This window comes from Gordonia alkanivorans NBRC 16433 (assembly GCF_000225505.1).
Lineage (GTDB): Bacteria > Actinomycetota > Actinomycetes > Mycobacteriales > Mycobacteriaceae > Gordonia > Gordonia alkanivorans.
Genome location: NZ_BACI01000053.1, coordinates 28,331 through 51,115, shown reverse-complemented (window position 1 = coordinate 51,115; position 22,785 = coordinate 28,331). Strand labels below are relative to the sequence as shown.

Here is a 22,785-nt window from a genome sequence, read left to right as displayed (position 1 = left end):
TGCGGCCACAGATATGACCACACTTGCCGAGGCCGCAGTCGCGCGGCTCGACGGTGACGAACGCGTCATCGTCGAGACCGCCGCGGCGTTCGCGGCCAAGAAACTGGCGCCGTATGCGCTGGAATGGGATGCGTCCAAACACTTCCCGGTTGCCGAGCTCCGCGAGGCGGCCGAACTGGGGATGGGTGCCATCTACTGTTCCGAGGATGCCGGGGGCAGCGGACTCCGTCGTCTCGACGGCGTGCGGATCTTCGAGCAGTTGGCCTACGCCGATCCGGCGGTCGCGTCGTTCCTGTCCATCCACAACATGTGCGCCTGGATGATCGACCACTACGGCACCGACGAGCAGCGCAACAAGTGGGTGCCGCGGCTGGCGACGATGGAGACCATCGCCAGCTACTGCCTGACCGAACCCGGAGCCGGGTCGGATGCGGCGGCGCTCGCCACCCGCGCCGAACGTCAGGGTGACGAGTACGTCCTCACCGGCGTCAAGCAGTTCATCTCCGGTGCCGGGTCGTCGGACCTGTACGTGGTGATGGCCCGCACCGGCGACGCCGGACCCAAGGGCATCTCCACCTTCCTGGTCGAGAAGGACACCCCGGGACTGAGTTTCGGTGCGCAGGAACACAAGATGGGCTGGCACGCGCAGCCCACCGCGCAGGTCATCCTCGACGAGGTGCGGGTCCCGGCGTCGAACCTTCTCGCCGAGACCGAGGGCATCGGGTTCGGCATCGCGATGAACGGCCTCAACGGCGGCCGGCTCAACATCGCGGCGTCGTCGCTCGGTGGCGCCCAGGCGGCCTTCGACAAGGCGGCCGCCTACGTCTCGAGTCGTCGTGCGTTCGGCAACTCGCTGCTCGACGAGCCGACCATCCGGTTCACGCTCGCCGACATGGCGACGTCGCTGCAGACCTCGCGGCTCATGCTGTGGCACGCGGCGACCGCTCTCGACGACAACTCCCCCGACAAGGTGGAGCAGTGTGCGATGGCCAAGCGATTCGTCACCGACAGCTGCTACGACGTCGCAGACAAGGCACTGCAGCTGCACGGCGGCTACGGGTATCTGTCCGAGTACGGAATCGAGAAAATCGTCCGCGACCTCCGTGTGCACCGCATCCTGGAAGGGACCAACGAGATCATGCGGGTCGTCCTCGGCCGTTCGATCGCGTCCCGCTACCGGGAGAGCTGACGCGAACTCGCGCCCAACGCAATGGTTTTCGCAGGCAAACACTTTAGGGAGCAATGACAATGACGACGATCGCTTTCCTCGGTCTCGGCAACATGGGTGGCCCGATGGCCGCCAATCTGGTCAAGGCCGGCCACACCGTCCGCGGGTTCGACCTGTCGCCCGAGGCGATCGAGACCGCCAAGTCCAACGGGATCGAGACGTTTCCCGCGGCCATCGAGGCGGTGTCCGGATCCGAGGTCGTGATCACCATGCTGCCCAACGGCGGCATCGTGAAGAAGGTCTACGACGAGGTCCTGCCGGCCGCCCAGACCGGTGCGCTCTTCATCGACTCGTCGACCATCTCGGTCGACGATGCGCGGGAGATCCACCGCCGGGCCGTCGACCACGGTTTCGCGCAGGTCGACGCCCCGGTGTCGGGTGGCGTCAAGGGGGCCACCGCGGGCACGCTGGCCTTCATGGTCGGCGGCGAGGACGAGGCCTTCTCCGCGGCGCGGGGAACCCTCGACCCGATGGCCGGCAAGATCATCCACTGCGGTGCGGCGGGTGCCGGCCAGGCGGCGAAGGTGTGCAACAACATGCTGCTCGCCGTCCAGCAGATCGCCGTCGGCGAGGCCTTTGTCCTGGCCCAGAAGCTGGGTCTCGACGAGCAGGCGCTCTACGACGTCGTGACCGGTGCCACCGGCAACTGCTGGGCCATCGAGACCAACTGCCCGGTCCCGGGCCCGGTCCCGACCTCGCCGGCGAACAACGACTTCAAGCCGGGGTTCGCCACCGCACTGATGAACAAGGACCTCGGTCTCGCGATGGACGCCGTCGCCAGCACCGGTGCCCGCGCCCCGCTCGGTTCCCACGCCGCTCAGCTGTACCGCGGCTTCGCCGAGCAGCACGGTGACCTCGACTTCAGCGCGATCATCACCTCGCTGCACTAGGTCGCAGCACCTGCTCTGGTTCTCTATGACGTTGTGCCCGGTTTACGGGCACAACGTCATACTGCTTTTCAGCTGGCGGCGCGCTGACGAGCGGCTCTGACCTCGTCCACGATCTCTGTCGGGCGTTCGACGAGGTCGGCCCAGGTGAAATTGAGGACGGTCCACCCGTTCGCGACCAGTAGGTTCCGCTTCAACCGGTCTCGCCGGAACGCGGCTGCGTCGCGGTGGAATGCGAAGCCGTCGATCTCCACTGCGACCTTCACGTGCGGGATCGCGAAGTCGATGATGTACCCGTAGGCGGGCATGTTCGCGATCCAGCCGGAGACGCCACCGGCCGACAGCAGGTTCGCGGTCAGTCTCTCGGCTTCCGACCTCGCGCCATCTCCCAGGAGCCGCAGATAGGACGCTGCGCTTGTCGCGCCATGGCGCCTCGGGTAGCGGGCGTGCGCCGCCTCGAGGTCTTCCACCGTGACTCGCTTGGTCAACAGGGCCGAGTCGAGGATGCTCATCCCGATGTCGAGCGACGCGTCGAGGACGGTCAGCGAGGGTGCTGTGGTCCGCAGCCCTTCGTGCACCGTGATGTCCGCGTCATCGAGAGGCCGGTATCGGGCCAGCGCCGTCGCCGACGACCGCCGGGCGGCGCCACGCGTCTTGGTGAACACGACGTGCTTGCGGGGCTCTGCATCGTGGAGACCCAGCCACCACGCGGCAGCAGCACCACCCAGTACCGCGTCGTTGTGCACCGACAGCACTGCGATCCGTGCCTGCGCCCGCGCCGACCGTGCGTGCCCGCTGACGAGGTAGACGCCTCGCGCCACGGCCTTCCATTCGCCGACGGCCACCTTGCGCTGGATCGATGAGGAGCTGACGCCGCACTCGCGTGCCTCCTGGGCCGAGAACACACCGTCTCGACGAACGGTCAGTTCGGTGATGTCCACGATGGATTGGACGCGAGCGGCGCCGAATCGGTTCCCGCGTTATGAGCCGCGGTGTTCCGTATGACGTTGAGCCCGGAAGCCGGGCACAACGTCATACACATCAGAAGTCGCCGTTGTGCTTCCGCAACGACTGGATGGCGCCGACGAGGCCGGCCATCTCGTCGTCGGTCATGCCCACGTCGGCGAAGACCTTCTCGTTGAGGGTCTTGGTGGCGTCTTCGACGGTGGAGCGGCCGAGGTCGGTGATCTCGACGAGGGTGGTGCGGCCGTCCGTCGGGTGTGGGACGCGGCGGACGAGGCCGCCTTCCTCGAGGCGACGGATCGCGTGGGTGACGCTGGTGACGTGGACCTGGAGGCGGTCGCTGGCCTTGGTGATCGGGAGCGCGCCCTGGCGAGAGAACGCCAGCAGTCGGAGGAGCTCGAACCGGGAGAAGCTCAGATCGAAGGGGCGCAACGTGGCCTCGACACGGGCCAGCAGGATCTGGTGGGCACGCATCACCGAGGTCACCGCGACCATGCCGTCGGCGACGTCGCCCCACCCGGCCTCGGTCCAGTTGTCCCGTGCCTCGGCGATGGGATCGAAGTCCATGCTGCGCCCTGCCATGAATCCACCCTAATCGGGTTGTCGCGTCACCGATCGACGGCGCGCCAGCCATCGCCGAGGCCGGCCCGACGGAGGCCGGACGGGCTCGGGCGGGGCAGGAGCCGGCCGATGACGCCGCCGTGTCCCGTGACCGACGACCCTCACCGGGTGACCAAAGTCCCTCGGTGAGTGATAGATGGCCTCGGCGGCAACGTAACAATATGTTCGCCATGCCAGGGCAATTGCTTGACTCGGTGTCGTTTCCTGAAACGACAACCCCCGAATCGAGACCAACTGTGCTGATTTGGAATGAAGGTGTAGCTTCAATATCGAAATGATCACGGCGCCGTTAGCAGAATTCTCCATACCCTTTAGCTACGCAATCTAAAGAAATCGCGATTTGAGCCCTATGGGCGATTTGTGGCAATTATCCAAGTCGGGTTGCCACTCGAAATCGATACCCCTGCAGGCAGATTCAGTACCATACCTGGTCGGATGTGAATCTGGATCCGAATCTGCTTCTGTCGCGCGCGATATGCAGAGGTGTCCGGGAAAAACACCCGGTCCGGAGAATGTCATCCGATCGGACCAATCGGCGGATGTCATCATTCCGAGACCTTTCTCTCCTGGGTCGTATGACCGATCTAGCTTCTCGGAAATCGTTGTGGCGGAAAGTTTCGCGAGAGTACGGTCAGTTCTTGTCGGCGGGGCGACAACTATCCAGGGGGGCTGCATTGCCCATTCTCGCTTCAGGCGCGAGACGGGCAATTTGTGGTCTGACGATTCCGCCCGGGCTGTGCCCCCAGGCTCGGCGGGTGCAGTCGATGAGGACGCATGGGGAGGCCGCGTGACCATCTCAGAGAAGAACTTCGAGTCAACCTTCGACGATGACTCGGGTGCTCGGTCACGGGTCGGCACCTTGCCGCTGTCCGCGGCGCAGCGGGGCATCTGGTTCGCGCAGCACGTGGCGGGTGACCTGCCGATCTCGGTGGCGCAGTACGTGGAGATCGAAGGCGAACTCGACACCGACGTGCTGGAGGACGCCGCACGGACGACCGGAACAGAGTTCGGTTCCGGATACCTGCGGCTGATCGAGGTCGACGGCGAGCCGCGACAGTACGTCGACGAGGCGTACGGGGCCCCGGTGTACACCCTTGATCTGCGTGAAGAGCCCGACCCGGTCGGGACCGCGCATCGTCTGATGTCCGAGGACTATTCGCGGCCGCTGGATCTCCTCGTGGACCACCTCATGACTAGCGTCGTCTATCGGGTCGGGACGAACCACTACTTCTGGTATCTGCGTGCACACCACATCGCTCTCGACGGATTCGGTGCGGTCACGATGGTCCGGCGGATCACCGAGCGGTACAACGCCGGCATCCACGGTGAGGAGCCGCCACCCTGCAAGGCAAGCGATCTCGCCGACATCATCGAGCAGGACGCGTCCTATCCCGGGTCGACCCGCTACGAGAACGACCGGAAGTACTGGAGCGAACACCTCGAAGGTGCCCCGCCGGTGGTCAGTCTCGCCGGCCGACTCGGTAAGCCCACGCTGCACCCGACCCTCGTGAGCACGCCGCTGCCGGAGGAGACCGCGCGTCTCCTCGACGACGCGTCGCACGACGGTGGGGTCACCCCGGTGATCGTCGCCGCCTTCGCCGTCTACCTCGCCCGGATGACCGGAAGTCCCGAGGTCCTCCTGAGCCTGCCGGTCTCGGGGCGGCATTCGGCAGTCCTGCGACGCTCCGGCGGCATGGTCGCGAACGTCGTGCCTTTGCGGGTCCCGGTCGCGGGCTGCACGCTCGACGAGGTCGTCACCGCCGTGAAGGGGGAGCTGCTGAGCGCACTCCGGCGGCAGCGCTACCGCCAAGAAGACATCTTCCGCGACATGGGGATCGCGCGCGACGAGGCGTCGTCGTTCGGTCCGGCCGTCAACCTGATGATGATCGACAGCGAGGTCGTGTTCGGCGACGTGGCGGGTCGCCTGCACGTGCTGACGTCCGGCCCGACCTCCGACCTCTTCGTCAACATCTATCCCGGTGCGGGTCACGACAGCACGCACATCGACTTCCAGGGCAATCCGAACGTCTACACGCCCGCCGAGCTCGCCGACCATCACCGTCGGTTCCTGATGTTCCTGCACGAGTTCCTCGAAGGCGCGTCGGACGACCAGGTGGGCCTGCTCGAGCTGCTCGACGAGCACGAGCGTGACGCGCTCCTGCCCGTGCGCGGTTCGGAAGATGTTGCGCCGCAGCTTCTCCCGGACATCCTCGCCGACAGTGTGGCGCGTAACGGCGACCACGTCGCGATCGCGTCGGACGGCCGCCGGCTGACCTACCGGGAACTCGACGCCGTGTCGTCCCGGATGGCGCGCCGCCTGATCGACATGGGCTGCGGGCCGGACACGTCGGTCGCGATTCTTCTCAGACGGTCTGCCGAGTCCGTCGCCGCCGCGTGGGCGGTTGCGAAGTCCGGGGCTGCCATCGTTCAGGTGGACCCGGACTACCCACGCAAGCGTATCGAGCACATCGTCGCCGACAGCGGCGCCGAAGTGGCCATCACAGGCGACGAATTCACCGACCGGCTCCCAGAGTCGATGCCCACGGTGATCGTCGACGGCGAGGGCGGTCTCGGGGAGGGGGCCGCCCTCGCCCCGGACGAAGTGATCGGGGACCGCGACCGCATCCGTCCGCTGCGTGCGGACAACGTCGCGTACATCACCTACACCTCCGGATCGACCGGTGTGCCGAAGGGCGTCCAGGTCACGCACAACGGCCTCGCGAACCTCATCTCCGACCGATCCGAGGTCTACGGCCTGGACTCGGGATCACGGGTGTCCTATGCCCTTTCCCCGAGTTTCGACGCGTCGATGGAACAGCTGCTGACCTGCTTCGCGAACGGGTCCGCGTTGATCGTCGTGCCGCCGGACGTGATCGGCGGGGAGCGCCTCACCCGCCTGCTGGCCGACGAGGGTGTCACCCACCTGACGCTGACGCCGGCGATGCTGGCCACCGTCGAGCCGGAAGCCCTGACCGACCTGCGGGCCGTCATGGTCGGCGGCGACAAGACCGCGCCGCGCATCGTCGAACGCTGGACGCGGTGTGCGCGGATGATCAACGAGTACGGGCCGACCGAGGCGACCATCACCGCGGCGAGCAGTGTCATCGACCCGGCCGAGGACCTGACGGTCGGCCGTCCGGTGCGCGGTGCGTCGATGATGATCCTCGACCCCGCGCTGCAGCCGGTCCCGATGGGTACCGCAGGCGAGCTGTATCTGGCGGGGCCGGGTCTCGCGCGCGGTTACGCGAATCTGTTCGCGCAGACCGCGGGCCGGTTCGTCGCCAACCCCCACGGCGAGCCCGGCGAACGGATGTACCGCACCGGCGATCTCGCCCGCTGGGTCGGCAGTCCGGCCGCGCTGTCGTTGGAACTGTTGGGTCGCACCGACTTCCAGCTGAAGATCCGTGGCTACCGGATCGAGCCCGGCGAGATCGACGCGGCTCTCGTCGGCCACCCCGACGTAGAGGCGTCGATCACCGTGCCGGTTCGCAACAACGCCGGCGCGACGGTGCTCGCGTCGTACGTGTCGCCCGTCCGCGACCATCGGATCGATGTCTCCGAGCTGAGTCGGTTCGCCCGCGAATCGCTTCCGCCGCACATGGTCCCGGCGGTGATCACCACGCTCGACGCGTTGCCGCTCAACGCGTTCGGCAAGGTCGACCGGAAGGCGTTGCCTGCTCCGGTCTTCGCGGCCGCCCGCACCGGACGGCCACCGTCGACGCCCGGGGAATACCGGCTGGCACAGCTGTTCGCCGAGGTCCTCGGTGTCGACGAGGTCGGTGCCGACGACAGCTTCTTCGTCCTCGGCGGCGACAGCATCTCCTCGATCGAACTCGTGGGCCGGGCCAAGGCCGCCGGGCTGGCGTTCTCGACCCAGGACGTGTTCGAGTGCAAGACCGTCGCGGCTCTCGCGGTACGGGCGACCGACGCGTCGGCCGACGACACCCTTCGGGAACTCCCCGGCGCAGGCGTGGGTTCGTTCCCGCTGGCGCCGATCATGCACGCGATGCTCGAGCGGGGACACATCGACCGTTTCGCACAGGCCGCGCTGATCGAGCTCCCCGACGATCTCCGGCGACCCGACCTCGTGCGCGCTCTCGGCGCTCTCGTCGACCGCCACGACATCTTGCGCGCGGTCCTGCGCGACCACGCCGGCGAGGGGTTCGTCGAGGTCCGGGAGCACGGGTCGGTCGACGTCGAGGAGACGCTGACCGAGGTGTGGCTGGAGCGTCGCGACGCCGACGAGATCGACCGGGAACTACAAGCGGCCGCCGATCTGCTGGACCCGCGCGCCGGGTTGCTGACGCGATTCGTCTGGCTGCGCGACCGCGACGGCTCGAAGCCGGACCTGCTGTGGCTGGTCATCCACCACCTCGCTGTCGACGGCGTGTCGTGGCGCATCCTGCTGAGCGACCTCGCGGTCGCCCACGGTCAGATCGCCGCGGGCGGCGACCCGCAGCTCAGCACGCCGACGACCTCCGTGCGCCGCTGGGTCCACGGCCTGGTCGAGAGGTCCTCGGGCCGTACCGCCGCCGAGCTCGATCTCTGGTCGGACACCCTCGCGGCCGGCGACCGCCCAGTCGGCGCACGCGCGCTCGACCCCGACCGGGACATCACCGCCTCGGCGGGACGCGTGCGCATGCGCATTCCCGCCGACGTCACCGAGACGATCGTGACGACCATCCCCGGCCGGTTCCACGGCAGCCCCAACGACCCGCTGCTCGCGGCACTGGGACTCGCGCTGGCGCGCTGGCGGTCGCTGCACGGCGAGGCGCCGGGTGGCGAGCTGATCGCACTCGAGGGGCACGGCCGTGAGGAGTCGGCTGTTCCCGGCGCCGATCTGACGGCGACGGTCGGCTGGTTCACCTCACGGTTCCCGGTCCGGATCGACCTCGACGACATCGACCTCGACGACGCCTTCGCCGGCGGGGCAGCCGCCGGTACGGCGATCAAGCGGGTCAAGGAGTTCCTGCGCGCGGTGCCCGACAACGGCATCGGTTACGGAATGGTCCGGCACCTGGATCCGGTCGGCTGCAACGAACTCCAGAACCGGCCCGAACCACAGATCAGCTTCAACTACCTGGGCCGCGCGGGCACCCGCGACGTCTTCGGGCCGTGGACGCCGTCGCGTGAATTCGACGCGCTGGCCGGCACCGCCGACCCGTGGATGGCCCTCCCGGCGATCCTGGACATCAACGCGATCGCCGAGCCGGGTTCGGACGGCCTCGAACTCGACGCGGTGTGGGAGTTCGCCTCGCTGGTGCTCGACCGCGCCGCGGTCGAAGAACTGTCGCAGTTGTGGGTGCAGGCACTCGAGGCACTCGCCCGCCATGCCCGGGCCGACGACGCCGGCGGGTACACCCCGTCGGACTTCCCGCTCGTCGAGACCACGCAAAACGAGATCGACGGCTGGCTGCGCGATCACCCCTCGATGGTCGACGTCTGGCCGCTGACGGCACTGCAGGCCGGGCTCCTGTTCCACGCCACCTACGACGGTATCGACACCAACGCCGCCGGCGGTGTCAGCGGCGCGGACGGCTACGTCGTGCAGGCCGAACTGACCCTCGGCGGATCGCTGCGGCCGGAGCGGATGCGGCGCGCCGCACAGGCGCTCATCGACCGTCACGACAGCCTGCGCGTCGCCTTCGTCGAGACCGCCGCCGGTCCGCGCCAGCTCCTGCTGCATGACGTGGCCGTCGACTGGACGGACTCCGACCTCACCGGCATCGCCGATCCCGGGGAGCGGCACCGCGAACTGCGTCGGCTGATCACCGAGTCGGCGACCCCCTTCGACCTGACACGGCCACCGCTGATGCGGTTCCACCTCATCCGGGTCGACGACGACGAGTTCATGCTCCTGCTGACCAATCACCACATCGTGCTCGACGGCTGGTCGATGCCGCTGGTCGTCCAGGAGTTGCTGGCGCTCTACATCACCGACTCGACGGACGGCGCCGCGGTCGGGCTGCCCACACCGCGGTCCTTCCGGGACTACCTGCAGTGGCTGGATTCCCAGGATCACGCGGCGACGGTCGAGGCCTGGGAGGAGATGCTGGCCGACATCGAGAGCCCGACGCGACTGACCGGCAATCCGGAGCGGGTCGCCACCGCCGAGGTCGCACAGGTCGACCTCGACCTCGACGCCGCAACCACCGACGCGGTGCTCGGACTCGGTCGCGCCCACGGCGTCACCCCCAACACCGCCATCCAGGTGGCCTGGGCGCTGCTGCTCTCCGCCATGACCGGTCGGTCGGACGTGGTGTTCGGCAACACGGTCTCCGATCGTCCGGCCCACATCGCGGGGATCGAGCGGATGATCGGCCTGTTCATCAACACCCTGCCGGTGCGGGTCCGGCTCGATCCCGACGAGACCGTCACCGAGCTGCTCACGCGGGCGCAGGCCGAACAGGCCGCCATGCTCGATCACCGCAACATCGGCCTCGCCGAGCTCCAGCGGGCCGCGGGGATGGCCGACATCTTTGACACCGCTACGGTTCTGGAGTCCTATCCCATCGACGCCGAAGGTGTGGCGGGTGCGCTCGCGGATGCCGGGCTGCAGTGGAAGGGCGTCGTCGCTCACGATGCGACGCCGTATCCGGTCAGCCTCCAGGTCACGCCGCCGCGGCCGTCGCGGGCCGGAAGCGAGCCGGGGCAGTACGAGCTGATCCTGAAGTACGCCTCCGATCGTCTCGACGCGCAGTCCGCAGGGCTGTTGCTCGAGCGCTTCGTCATGCTGCTGGGTCAGATCGCGGCGGACCCGGGCCGGAACGTCGCGACGGTCTCTCCGTGCTGGGACACCGAATGGGCGGAGTTGGCCCGCGTCGAGGGGCCGCCGGCCATGACACCGCGGACACTCCGGGGCATCCTGTCCGACACCGCGCGCCGCCACCCCGACATGCCGGCCGTGCGTTCGAGAGAGAACACGCTGACGTACCGGGAGCTTGACCGACGGGCCGATCGTGTCGCCCGTGAACTCATGCGCCGCGGCGCCGGACCCGAGGGGTTCGTCGCGCTGGCGCTCCCGCGGTCGGTCGAGTTGATCGTTGCCATGTGGGCGGTGGCCAAGTCGGGCGCGGCCTTCGTCGCCCTCGATCCCGGCAACCCCGCATACCGCCTGGCCGAGTTGCTGGCCGATTCTCACTGCACGCTCGGCATCACGGTCGAGGAGGTCACGAAGAACCTCCCGGATTCCGTGGACTGGCTCGTCCTCGACGCCGCCGGCCGGTCGGATGACGAAGGGGCGAAGGCGGAGTGGTCGACGACCCCGGTGGAGGCCGACAGCAGTGCGTACCTGATCTTCACCTCCGGGTCGACCGGGCGGCCGAAGGCGGTCCACATCGCCCATCGGGGGCTGCGGGACCGGGTCACCGCACTCGCCGACTATTTCGGTGTACTGCCAGGTTCGGCAGTCCTGCAGGTGGCCTCCCCGGGTTTCGACGCCTGCGTCTCCGAGGTCCTGCTCGCCCATGGCAACGGGGCCTGCCTGGTGGTGGCGCCCCAGGATGTCTACGGCGGCGTCGATCTCGAGGAACTGGTTCGGGCCGAACAGATCTCGCACGCGATCATCACGCCGACCGCCCTCAACACGATGGACCCCGCACGGGTGCCGTCGCTGGCGACGATCGCGGTGGTCGGCGAGGCCACCGGCGCGGACATCGTGAACCGCTGGGCACCCGGCCGCCGGTTGATGAACCATTACGGACCCACCGAGACCACCATCTGGGCCACCGCGGCCGACGATCTGCAGCCCGGGGAGCCGGTGACCATCGGCGAACCGGTCCGCGGAGTGTCCGCGGTGGTGCTCGACGCGTGGCTGCGTCCGGTTCCGGTCGGCGTGGCCGGCGAACTGTACCTGGGCGGACCGGGTCTGGCCCGCGGGTACTTCGGCCGCCCCGGCCTCACCGCATCCCGGTTCGTCGCCGATCCGCGGTCGGCGACCGGCGAACGCATCTACCGCACCGGTGACCAGGTGCGGTGGATCCGCGGGCGCGACGGACTCGAACTGGACTACCTGGGACGCAACGACCAGCAGGTCAAGATCCACGGACTGCGGATCGAAACCGGGGACATCGACGCCCATCTCGCGCGGCACGACGCCGTGGCGCAGACCGCCACCCTGGTCCAGCCGGGCCCGACCGGCCAGCCGGTCATCGTGTCCTACGTCGTCGGTACGCCGGGGGAGCAGCTCGACGTCACCGCGTTACGCGCGGATCTCGCGGAATCGCTGCCGCGCTACATGGTTCCGACCGCCATTCTCGAGCTACCGGCGATGCCGGTGACCCGCACCGGCAAGGTCGACCGGAAGGCCCTCCCCGCGTGGGACTTCCGCGCCGAGAGTGCCGGCGGCCGAGCGCCGTCGACACCCACCGAGGAGCTCATCGCACGACTCTTCGCCGAGGCACTGAACCTCGAGACGGTGACCGCCGACGACAACTTCTTCGCCCTCGGCGGCGACTCCATCGTCTCGATGCAACTGGTGGCCCTGGCCAAGTCGGCCGGACTGGACATCACCGGCCGCCAGGTCTTCGAGGCCAAGACGGTCGCCGCGCTGGCAGCGCTGGTGGACCCGGACAGCGCCGGACATGACGACGCCGGCCGGCCGGTCGCCGCGGTGGGGTCCCGTCTCGACGATCACGATGTGCTCTCCGCCGGCGACTTCGCTGACGTGTGCGACTCGGATGCGGAGCTCCTCCATCACCGCTACCCGGAACTGTCGGAGATCTGGCCGCTGTCGCCGACGCAGTCCGGCATCCACTTCCACTCCACGCTCGACCCGGACACGGCGGACAACTACACCGTGCAGTCGACGATCCGGTTGTCCGGGTACCTCGACGGGTCGCGGCTGCGTCGAGCCGCGCAGGCACTGGTCGACCGGCACGACATCCTGCGTGCGGGTTTCGTCGAGACCTCCCGTGGCCCACGCCAGGTCGTGGTCGGCCACGCCGAGGTCGCCTTCCGCGAGATCGACCTGTCCGACCGGCCCGCCGACCGGGCCGGGGAGGAGGCCGAGCGCATCGCCGTGGAGGACGCGGATGCAGGCTTCGACCTGAGCATCCCGTCGCTCATCCGGTTCACCCTCATCCGTCTCGACGCCGAGGCGTTCGAACTGCACATCACCAATCACCACGTGATCCTCGACGGCTGGTCGATGCCGCTGCTCATCGGCGAACTCCTCGAGTTCTACGGCGAGCCGGAGCGGATCGAGCACGCCGGGTCCGCGCCCTCGTACCGCGACTACCTGCGCTGGCTGGCCCGGCAGGACCACGAGGCGTCCATCGCCGCATGGACTCGGGCCTACGCCGACGTCGAGGGAGCCACCCGCGTCAGCCGGCGCGACCCGGCGATGTCGGGTGATCTGGCCGGCGAGGTCGGCGCGGAGCTGCCCGCCCAGGAGTTCCTGCGGTTGCGTTCCGTGGCAGCCGATTCCGCGGTGACCGTCGGCACCGCGGTGTCGACGGCGTGGGCACTCGTCCTGCGTGTGCTGACCGGCGAGACCGACGTGATCCTCGGCTCGGCCGTCGCCGGACGACCGCCGGAACTGCCGGGCGTCGAGCAGGCCCTCGGCATGTTCCTGAACACCGTCCCGGTCCGGGTCCGGCTCGATCCCGCGGCGTCGTTGCGCGACCTGCTGGTCGGTGCCCAGGCCAGCAACGCCGAACTGCTCGACCATCACTACGTGGGACTCCCGGCCATCCACCGGGCGGTGGGGCTCTCGGAGATGTTCGACACCGCGCTCGCCTTCCAGTCCTTCCCGCTTCGCGAGTCGACCCTGCAGGAGCTCGTGTCCTCGGCGGGACTCCGCGTCGACGGGATCACCGGCGTCGATGCCACCCCGTATCCGCTGAGTCTCGTCGTCGCACCGAAGAACGATGTGGGAGAGGGGGAGCCGGGTCTGTCGATCACGTTGCGCTTCCGCCGCAGCGACTTCGACCCCACCCGGGCGCGGGAGATCCTCGACCTCTTCGTCGAGTGCCTGGCCCGGATCGCCGACGACCCGGACACCCGCCTGGGTGTGCTCGCGCACGGCGGTGGCGAACTGGATCTGCCTGCGTCACCGCGGAATCTCCGGCCGGCGACGCTGCCCGACATCCTCGCCGCATCCGTTGCCCGCCAACCGAACGCCATCGCGGTGACGTGTGGCGCGTCGGTGTCGTACCGCTGGCTCGACGAGCGGTCGAACCGAATGGCCAGACTCCTCCTGCGCCGGGGAGTCGGATCACAAGATGTGGTCGCCAGTGTGTTGCCGAGATCGCTCGACGCGGTCGTCGCCATCTGGGCGGTGGCCAAGACGGGCGCGGCATTCCTGCCGGTGGACCCGACCCTGCCTGCTGAACGGATCGGATACCTGCTCTCCGATGCCGATGTCAGGCTGGGTCTCACGCACGCCGGGACCGCTACCCTGGACGGTCCCGGCGTGCCCCCCGGCATCGAGTGGCTCGAACTCGACGACGAACGGCACCCGTGCCTGCTCGACGCCGAATCGGACGCACCGATCACCGACGCGGAGCGCGGTGGTCCGATCCGGATCGGTCAGACGGCCTACGTGATCTACACCTCCGGTTCGACCGGGATGCCGAAGGGTGTGCTGATCAGCCACCGCGGTCTCGCCCGGCTCGTCGAAGCGCAGCACCGCGTCCTGTTCGCCGACGACACCGCGAGTGTTCTCCAGGTGGCCTCGCCGAGCTTCGATGCCTCGGTGTTCGAGCTGCTGATGGCCCACGGTGCCGGTGGACGCCTGGTGGTCTCACCACCCGACGTGTACGGCGGCCCCGAGCTGGCCGAACTGATCCGCCGCGAACACGTGACGCACGCGGTGGTGACGCCGTCGGCTCTGTCGACCGTGCCCGAGGCGGATCTCGACACGCTGCGCGTGCTCGCACCCGCCGGTGAGGCGGTCGGCCCGGAGCTGGTCGCCCGGTGGGCGCCGGGACGCAAGATGATCAACATCTACGGTCCCACCGAGATCACCATCTGGGCCACGGCGAGCGAACCGCTCGATACGCACGGCCCGGTGACCATCGGCCGCGCGATCGGACCGGTCGCCGGTGCCGTGCTCGACACGTGGCTGCGCCCGGTACCCCAGGGTGTCGTCGGCGAGCTCTACCTCTTCGGGCCCGGACTGGCCGACGGCTACGTCGGGAAGCCGACGACGACTGCGGCCAGGTTCGTCGCCTGCCCGTTCGGTGACACCGGCGAGCGGATGTACCGCACCGGCGACCTGGTCCGGCGAACCGTCGACGATCAGCTGGAGTACCTGGGACGCAACGATTTCCAGGTCAAGATCCGCGGCACCCGGATCGAGATCGGCGAGATCGACGCGGCTCTCGGCGGCCGGTCCGACGTCGCCTACGCGGTCACCGTCGCCCGCAGCGACAACGGGATGCCGCAGACGCTGGTGTCCTACGTGGTGGCCGCGCCGGACGAGGAACTGTCCGGCGACGAACTGCGGGATTTCCTGTCGCAGAGTCTGCCGGCGTACATGGTCCCGGCCGCGGTCGTCGAACTCGATGAGGTCCCGCGGACCCCGACCGGCAAGCTGGACCGGGGTCGGCTGCCCGAACCCGTGTTCGCGGCAACCGAATTCCGGGCACCGTCGAATCCCGCGGAGTCCGCGGTGGCCACCGCCTTCGAAGAGGTGCTGGAGATCGACCGGGTCGGTGCCGACGACGACTTCTTCGCCCTCGGCGGCGATTCGCTGAGCGCGTCGGTGGTGGCGGCGCGGGTGGGTGCGGCGCTGGGAGTCCGTGTCCCGGTGCGTACCCTGTTCGAGGCCCCCACCGTGTCGGCCCTGGCCGCCCTGGCCGGATCGCTGCAGGAAGGACAGCGTGCCCCGCTGATCCCCGGTCCGCGACCGGAGCGGATTCCGCTGTCGCTCGCACAGCAGCGCATGTGGTTCCTCAACCGCATGGAGCCGGAGTCGCCCGCCTACAACATCCCGGTGCTGCTGAAGCTGACCGGACGCCTCGACATCGCGGCGCTGGAGGACGCGCTCGCCGACGTGATCGGCCGCCACGAGGTGTTGCGGACGATCTACCCCGACGACGCCGGTGAACCGCACCAGGTGGTGTTGGACCACGTCGCGGCCGCCGTCGAGGTGCGGTACGTGCCCGAGAGTGCGGTCGAAGAAGTGGTGACCGAGTTCGTGCGTCGCGGCTTCGACGTGACCACCAGGGTGCCGATCCGGGTGGGCCTCCTGCGTATCGACGAGCCCGGCAAGGCTGTCGGAGGCCGGTTGCACCAGGCCGGAGAGTTCCTGCTGGTCCTCGTCGTCCACCACATCGCGGGTGACGGGCAGTCCATGGCGCCGCTGGCACGAGATGTCATGGTCGCCTACGCGGCCCGGCTCGAAGGCCAGGAACCCGCCTGGGAACCGCTCGAGGTCCAGTACGCCGATTACGCGCTGTGGCAGCGGCGGGTCCTCGGGGAGCCCGACGATCCGCAGTCCCTCATGCACGCCCAGCTGGACTACTGGCGGTCGACGCTGGCGGAGATCCCGGATGTGCTGGATCTGCCCACCGACCGTCCGCGGCCCGCGGTCGCGAGCCTGTCCGGCGGTCACGTCCCGGTGGAGATCGACGCGCGACTGCACAACCGCCTCGTGGAACTCGCACGGTCGCGGAACGCGTCTTTGTTCATGGTCCTGCACGCCGCGCTCGCAACGCTTCTCGGCCGCTTGAGTGGTGGTGACGACATCGTCATCGGCACCCCGGTCGCCGGTCGTGGTGAGCCCGGACTCGAACCGCTGGTCGGGATGTTCGTGAACACTCTCGCCCTCCGCACGCCGCTCGACCGTGAGCAGTCCTTCGTCGACCTGCTGGGTCAGGTCAGGGACACCGACCTGCACGCCTATGAGCACGGTGACGTCCCGTTCGAGCGGATCGTCGAAGAACTGAATCCCCAGCGCTCGACGGCGCACCATCCGCTGTTCCAGGTGGCGCTGGCCTTCCAGAACCTCTCGAAGGTCGACGTCGCGCTACCCGAGGTGACCGTGTCCCGCGCGCAGGCCGACACCGGTGTCTGCCAGTTCGACCTGCAACTCGTGGTCGCCGACTCCTACGGCGAGAACGGTGCCGCCAAGGGCATCTCCGGCGCGATGATGTTCGCGAACGACCTCTTCGACCCCGAGACGGTCCAGGGCTTCGTCAAGCGACTGTGCCGGGTGCTGGAAGCGATCGTCGACGATCCGGACGCCCCCGTCGGCGAGATCGACTGGCTCGACGCCGCGGAACGTACCGACCTGCTGTCCCGCGTCGGCCGCCCGCGGCTCGCCGCCGAGGGACCGCCGCCGGTGCTCCTGCCGGAGGTCTTCGCCGCCGCCGTCCGCCGCAACCCGCGCGGTCCCGCGATCGTTGCCGGCGGATTCGAGTTGACCTACACCGAACTCGACCGTCGCTCGAATCGCCTGGCGCGCCACCTCATCCGACTGGGTGCGGCGACGGAACGGCCGGTCGCCGTCGCGGTCGAGAGGTCCCTGGACTCCGTGGTCGCCTGGTGGGCCGTAATCAAGTCCGGTGCCGCCTACGTGCCGGTCGACCCGCACTACCCGACTGCCCGCATCGACCAGATGGTCACCGATTCCGGTGCGTCGCTGGGCATCACGATGCTCGGCGCACGCGCGGGACTCCCCGGGACCATCGACTGGGTCGTCGTCGACGATCCGGCCGACGCCGCGCGCATCGACGCGCTCGACGACGGCGAGGTCGGGCAGGCCGATCGCATCCGGCCGGTACGTGCGGAGAACACGGCCTGGGTCGTCTTCACCTCCGGATCGACCGGTGTGCCCAAGGGAGTCGCGGTCAGCCACGCCGGGGTCGCCGACTACCTGTCCTCGCTGTTCGTCGATCCCGAGAGCGGTCCCACCTCCCGGGTCCTGCATTTCGCGTCGCCGTCCTTCGACGCCTCCCTGCTCGAGATCCTGCTGTCGATCAGTTCGTCCTCGGCGCTCGTGGTGGCGCCCACCGACGTCCGCGGCGGCAACGAGCTCGGCGACTTCCTCCGCGATCAGCGCGTCACCCACGCGTTCGTGACGCCCGCCGCCCTGGCGTCGGTCGATCCCGAGGGCCTCGACGACCTGCGCGAGGTGATGTCCGGCGGCGACGAGGTGCCGACGGATCTGATCACCCGCTGGGTGGGCGACGATCCGGCCCGTGCCCGCCGGTTCCGCGTGCTGTACGGCCCCACCGAGACCACGATCGTCGCGACCGCGACCGAACCGCTGAACGCGGGGGAGCGCTCGACGATCGGCACGCCGTTGGCCGGGATGCAGGCACTGGTCCTGGATCCGCGGATGCAGCCCGTGCCGGTCGGCGTGGCCGGCGAGCTCTACCTGGCCGGTCCGGCACTGGCCCGGGGCTACCTGAACCGCCCCGGTGTCTCCGCGTCGCGGTACGTGGCCCATCCCTTCGGCGAGCCCGGCGACCGGATGTACCGTACCGGCGATGTCGTCCGCTGGAATGCGGAAGGATCGCTGGAGTTCCTGGGACGCAACGACTTCCAGGTGAAGATTCACGGCTTCCGGGTGGAGCTCGGCGAGATCGACTCGGCACTGGGTGAGCATCCCGGGGTGTCGTTCGCGGTCACGGTGCCGCGGCGCGACAGCGGGGTCGGCATGCGCCTGGTCTCCTACGTCGTGCCCGCTCCCGGTGAGGTCATCTCGGGGGAGAAGCTGCGTGCGCTTCTCCTGGACTCGCTGCCGCCCTACATGGTCCCGGCCGCGGTCATGGTGCTCGACGAGATCCCGCTGACGCCGAGCGGCAAGCTCGACCGCAAGGCCCTCCCCGCACCCCTCATCGCGACCCGTCGCTTCCGCGCCCCGGCGTCCCCGGTGGAGGAGATCGTGGCGGGTGTCTTCGCCGATGTCCTCGGGATCGAGGGCGGCGTCGGTGCCGACGACGACTTCTTCGATCTCGGCGGCAACAGCCTCGCCGCGACCCGCGTCGTGTCGAGGATCGGCGCGGCCCTGGGCACCAACGTCGGAGTGTCGATGATCTTCGAGGCGTCGACGGTGTCGAAGCTGGCGGTCCGAGCCGAATCCCACACGGCCATCGGCCGGATCCCGCTGGGATCGCTGGATCGGCCGGACCGCATCCCGCTCTCGTACGCGCAGCAGCGGATGTGGTTCCTCAGCCGGATCGAGCCCGACTCGCCGGCGTACAGCATCCCGATCGTCGTCCGGCTGTCCGGGCACCTGGACGTCGACGCCCTTCAGGCGGCGATCGGCGACGTGGTCGCCCGCCACGAGATCCTGCGCACGGTCTACCCGTACATGGATGCCGAACCGACACAGGTGATCCTGCCGCCGGCCACCGACCGCGTGCCCGTGGTCGTCGCCTCGGTGCCCGAATCGGAGTTGCCGCGGGCGATGTCGCAGCTGCTGGCCCAGCCCTTCGACGTCACGTCGGAGGTCCCGGTGCGGATCAGGCTGTTCTCGCCCGGCGACGACGAGTGGGTGCTTGCGGTGGTCATCCACCACATCGGTGCCGACGGTTCCTCGTTGACGCCCCTCGCCCGGGACCTGATGAACGCGTACGCGGCACGCTCCAACGGTGACGAACCCGGCTGGGAACCGCTGCCGGTGCAGTACGCGGACTACGCGATCTGGCAGCGTGTGGTCCTCGGTGCCACCGACGACCCCGACTCGCTGCTCCGCGCCCAGATCGACTACTGGACAAAGCAACTGGCAGACGCGCCCGCCCTGCTCGAACTGCCCGCCGACCGTCCGCGGCCGCCGACGCAGTCCTACACCGGTGGCAACGTCCCGCTGACGGTGGACGCCGACCTGCACGCTGCTCTGCAGCAGGTCGCCCGTGCACACAACACGACGCTGTTCATGGTCTTCCATGCGGCGCTGGCCGCACTGCTGGCGCGACTCGCGGCGACCGACGACGTGGCGATCGGCACCCCGTACGCCGGTCGCGGCGAACGCGAACTCGACGACCTGATCGGCATGTTCGTCAACACGCTCGTCCTCCGCACTCAACTGCGCCAGGACATGACCCTGCGCGAGCTGATCGACGACGTGCGGGACACCGATCTGGCGGCCTTCGGGCACGCGGACGTCCCGTTCGAACGACTTGTGCAGGAACTCAATCCGGTTCGGTCCGACGCCTACAACCCGCTGTTCCAGGTGATGCTGGCGTTCCAGAACATCTCTTCGGCGGACATCGAACTGCCGGAGCTGTCGGTGTCCGCCGTCGAGCCAGACACCGGGATGTCCCTGTTCGACCTGCAGGTCACGGTGTCGGACACCTACGACGCGAGCGGAGCGCCGGCCGGACTCCGCGGCGGGATCACCTTCGCCACCGACCTGTTCGACGCGTCGACGGTCGCCGGCTTCGGCGAACGCCTGGTGCGGATGCTCAGCGCGCTCGCCGAGGATCCCGCACGGCTGGTCCACGAGGTCGACCTCCTCGACGACACCGAACGCGATGCGGTCCTGCTGCGGTGCAACGAGACCGCGCACGCCGTCGACTCCACCGCCACACTCGCGTCGCTCTTCGCCGACTCCGCGGCCCGGTTCGCCGACAGCCCGGCGATCACGGCCGGCGACGTCACCCTGACCTACGCGGAGTTCGGCGGCCGCGTCAACCGGCTGGCGAGGTGGCTCGTCTCCCGCGGGGTCGGACCCGATTCCCTGGTGGCGCTGCGGATGCGGCGTTCGCTGGACCAGGTCACCGCGATGTACGCGGTGCACGCCGCCGGTGGCGCGTACGTGCCGATCGATCCCGGTCACCCGGCCGAGCGGATCGACTACATGCTCGAGTGCGCCGATCCGGTCGTGGTCCTCACCTCGCTCGACGGTGTCGATCTCGAGGGCTTCGACGATGCGCCGCTGACCGACGCTGACCGGCACGGTCCGCTCACCCCGGCGAATCTCGCCTACGTCCTGTTCACCTCCGGGTCCACCGGTAGGCCGAAGGGCGTTGCGGTATCGCACCGCTCGGTGGTGAACCAGGTGCTCTGGATCAGCGACGAATACGACCTGAACATCGCGGACGTCGTTCTCCAGAAGACCCCGGCCACCTTCGACGTCTCGGTGTGGGAGCTCTTCGCCACTCTCGCGGTGGGGGCGCGGCTGGTGATCGCACGGTCGGACGGTCATACCGACCCCGACTACCTGACCGACACGATCGCCCGGGAACGCGTGACCATCACCTCGTTCGTTCCGTCGATGCTCGCGGTGTTCGCCGACTCCGCGAGAACTGTTGCGCTGGACTCGCTGCGGGCACTACTCGTGGCGGGTGAGGCGTTCGGCCCGGACGTCGTGGCCGCGGCGCGACGGATGCTGCCGGGGGTGGAGCTGCACAACCTCTACGGTCCGACGGAGTTCACGGTGCACGCCACCGCGTATGCAGCCCATCCCGGTGACACCGGTGCCGTGCCGATGGGCCGGCCGGTGTGGAACGCCCGTGCCTACGTGCTCGATTCGAGGCTGCGGCCCGTGCCCATGGGGGTGACCGGCGATCTGTACCTGTCGGGGACCCAGGTGGCCCGCGGTTACCACGGCCGCCCCGGCCTGACCGCGGAACGGTTCGTGGCCGACCCGTTCGCGCCGGGCGAGCGGATGTACCGAACCGGCGACCTCGTTCGTCGACGCCCGACCGGCGACCTGGAGTACCTGGGCCGCAGCGACTTCCAGGTCAAACTGCGCGGTCTGCGCATCGAACTCGGTGAGATAGAGGCGGTGTTCGCCGAACACCCGAAGGTGGCCCGCGCGGTCGCCACGGTCACCTCGACCGAGACTGTCGAGTTCCTCGCGGTCTACCTCGTGCCGGCGAGCGGAGACGCCGAATCGCTGGACACCGACGAGGTGATGGCCTTCGCGTCGACGGAGCTGCCGGGCTACATGATGCCGACCGCCGTGCTGGTGCTGGAGACGGTGCCGCTGACCGCGTCGGGCAAGCTCGACCGCAAGCGACTGCCCAAGCCGACGGTGAACACCGCGGAGTTCCGCGAACCGTCCACGTGGCTGGAAGGTGAGATCGTCCGCACCTTCGAACACGTCCTGGGCGTGCAGCGGGTGGGTGTCGACGACGACTTCTACGAACTCGGCGGCAACTCGCTGAGGTCGGTGCAGGTGGTCAACGATCTGAAGAGCGAACTGCACATGGACATCCCGGTCCGGTGGATGCTCTCCGCCTCGAGCCCGGCCGATCTGGCCCGGCGGATCGAGGACTGGATGGGCAACGGCGAGGGCGCCGACGAATCCATGGAGTTCGACGCCTTGCCGCCGCTCGGTCTCGACGTCCTGCTGCCCATCCGGCCGGGTGGGGAGAAGCCGCCGCTGTTCTGCGTCCATCCCGCATCCGGTCTCTCGTGGGCCTACCACACCCTCGGCCGGCACCTCGCGTCCGGACGGCCGGTATACGGCCTGCAGGCACCGCAGATCGGTGGCGAGAACGATGGTCCCACAACGGTGTCGGGTCTCGCACGTCGCTACTTCGACGAGATCCGGACCGTGCAGCCGCACGGGCCGTACCACCTGATGGGGTGGTCGCTCGGCGGCACGATCGCTCATGCGGTGGCCGCCGAGATGCGGGCCGCCGGGGAAGAGGTCGCGTTGCTCGCGATGCTCGACACCGAGGCCGACGCCGTCGACACCGACGCGATCCAGACGATCACGGCCGGTGAACTGATCAGCAACCTCGGACCGGTCCTCGGCATCGACTTCGTCAGCGCCGACGCGACCGCGGAAGAGGCGGCCGAACAGATCGCCGAGCGTCTCGGGACCGGGCTCGGCATCGATGCCGACTCCATCGAGAACCTCACCGAGGCATACAACATGCTGATCCGGGCACTGGGTGACTGGCAGCCACCCGTCGTCGACGTCGACCTGCGGTACTTCACCGCGGTTCGCGATCGGCGAGCGGATGCGGTCGGCCACGACGGGTGGGCACCCTATGTCCGCGGCGACATCTCGAATGTCGACGTCGACGTGCACCACCTCGGAATGACCGAGAACGAGGCGATCATCCGGATCGCCGGGATTCTCGACGAGTACATGACTCGCGCAAACGGTCACGAAGCCGGCCGTTCCGGGTCTAGCGTTTTCAACAATGGGAGATTCACCATCAAGAAATGAGGTAG

Annotated in this window: 5 protein-coding genes; 3 read left to right on the top strand and 2 right to left on the bottom strand. The window is 68.8% G+C overall.

What is annotated here, in order from left to right; translation table 11 throughout:
- Positions 1-13: 13 nt before the first annotated feature.
- Complete coding sequence (locus GOALK_RS09770) at positions 14-1,189, top strand: acyl-CoA dehydrogenase family protein (protein ID WP_006358644.1); 1,176 nt, start codon at positions 14-16, stop codon at positions 1,187-1,189.
- Positions 1,190-1,248: 59 nt separating this feature from the next.
- Complete coding sequence (mmsB, locus tag GOALK_RS09765; protein ID WP_006358643.1) at positions 1,249-2,118, top strand: 3-hydroxyisobutyrate dehydrogenase; 870 nt, start codon at positions 1,249-1,251, stop codon at positions 2,116-2,118.
- Between the two features lie 68 nt (positions 2,119-2,186).
- On the opposite strand, the gene GOALK_RS09760 is transcribed toward mmsB, so the two are convergent.
- Both GOALK_RS09760 and GOALK_RS09755 read right to left on the bottom strand, forming a co-directional pair.
- Positions 2,187-3,056: a type IV toxin-antitoxin system AbiEi family antitoxin domain-containing protein gene (locus GOALK_RS09760; protein WP_006358642.1), complete on the bottom strand. Its 870-nt coding sequence runs from the start codon at positions 3,054-3,056 to the stop codon at positions 2,187-2,189.
- A gap of 100 nt (positions 3,057-3,156) precedes the next feature.
- Positions 3,157-3,660 (bottom strand): MarR family transcriptional regulator, encoded by a 504-nt coding sequence (locus tag GOALK_RS09755; RefSeq protein ID WP_005201490.1) that lies wholly within the window; start codon positions 3,658-3,660, stop codon positions 3,157-3,159.
- 826 nt (positions 3,661-4,486) lie between these two features.
- Between GOALK_RS09755 and GOALK_RS09750 the strand changes: the two genes are divergently transcribed.
- On the top strand, positions 4,487-22,780 hold the full coding sequence (locus GOALK_RS09750) for a non-ribosomal peptide synthetase (RefSeq protein WP_040004100.1): 18,294 nt from the start codon (positions 4,487-4,489) through the stop codon (positions 22,778-22,780).
- Positions 22,781-22,785: the final 5 nt, after the last annotated feature.

Bases quoted from the DNA above. Each gene is read 5' to 3' on its own strand.
- mmsB (WP_006358643.1), top strand. From the start codon at position 1,249: ATGACGACGATCGCTTTCCTCGGTCTCGGCAACATGGGTGGCCCGATG.
- GOALK_RS09755 (WP_005201490.1), bottom strand. From the start codon at position 3,660: ATGGCAGGGCGCAGCATGGACTTCGATCCCATCGCCGAGGCACGGGAC.
- GOALK_RS09770 (WP_006358644.1), top strand. From the start codon at position 14: ATGACCACACTTGCCGAGGCCGCAGTCGCGCGGCTCGACGGTGACGAA.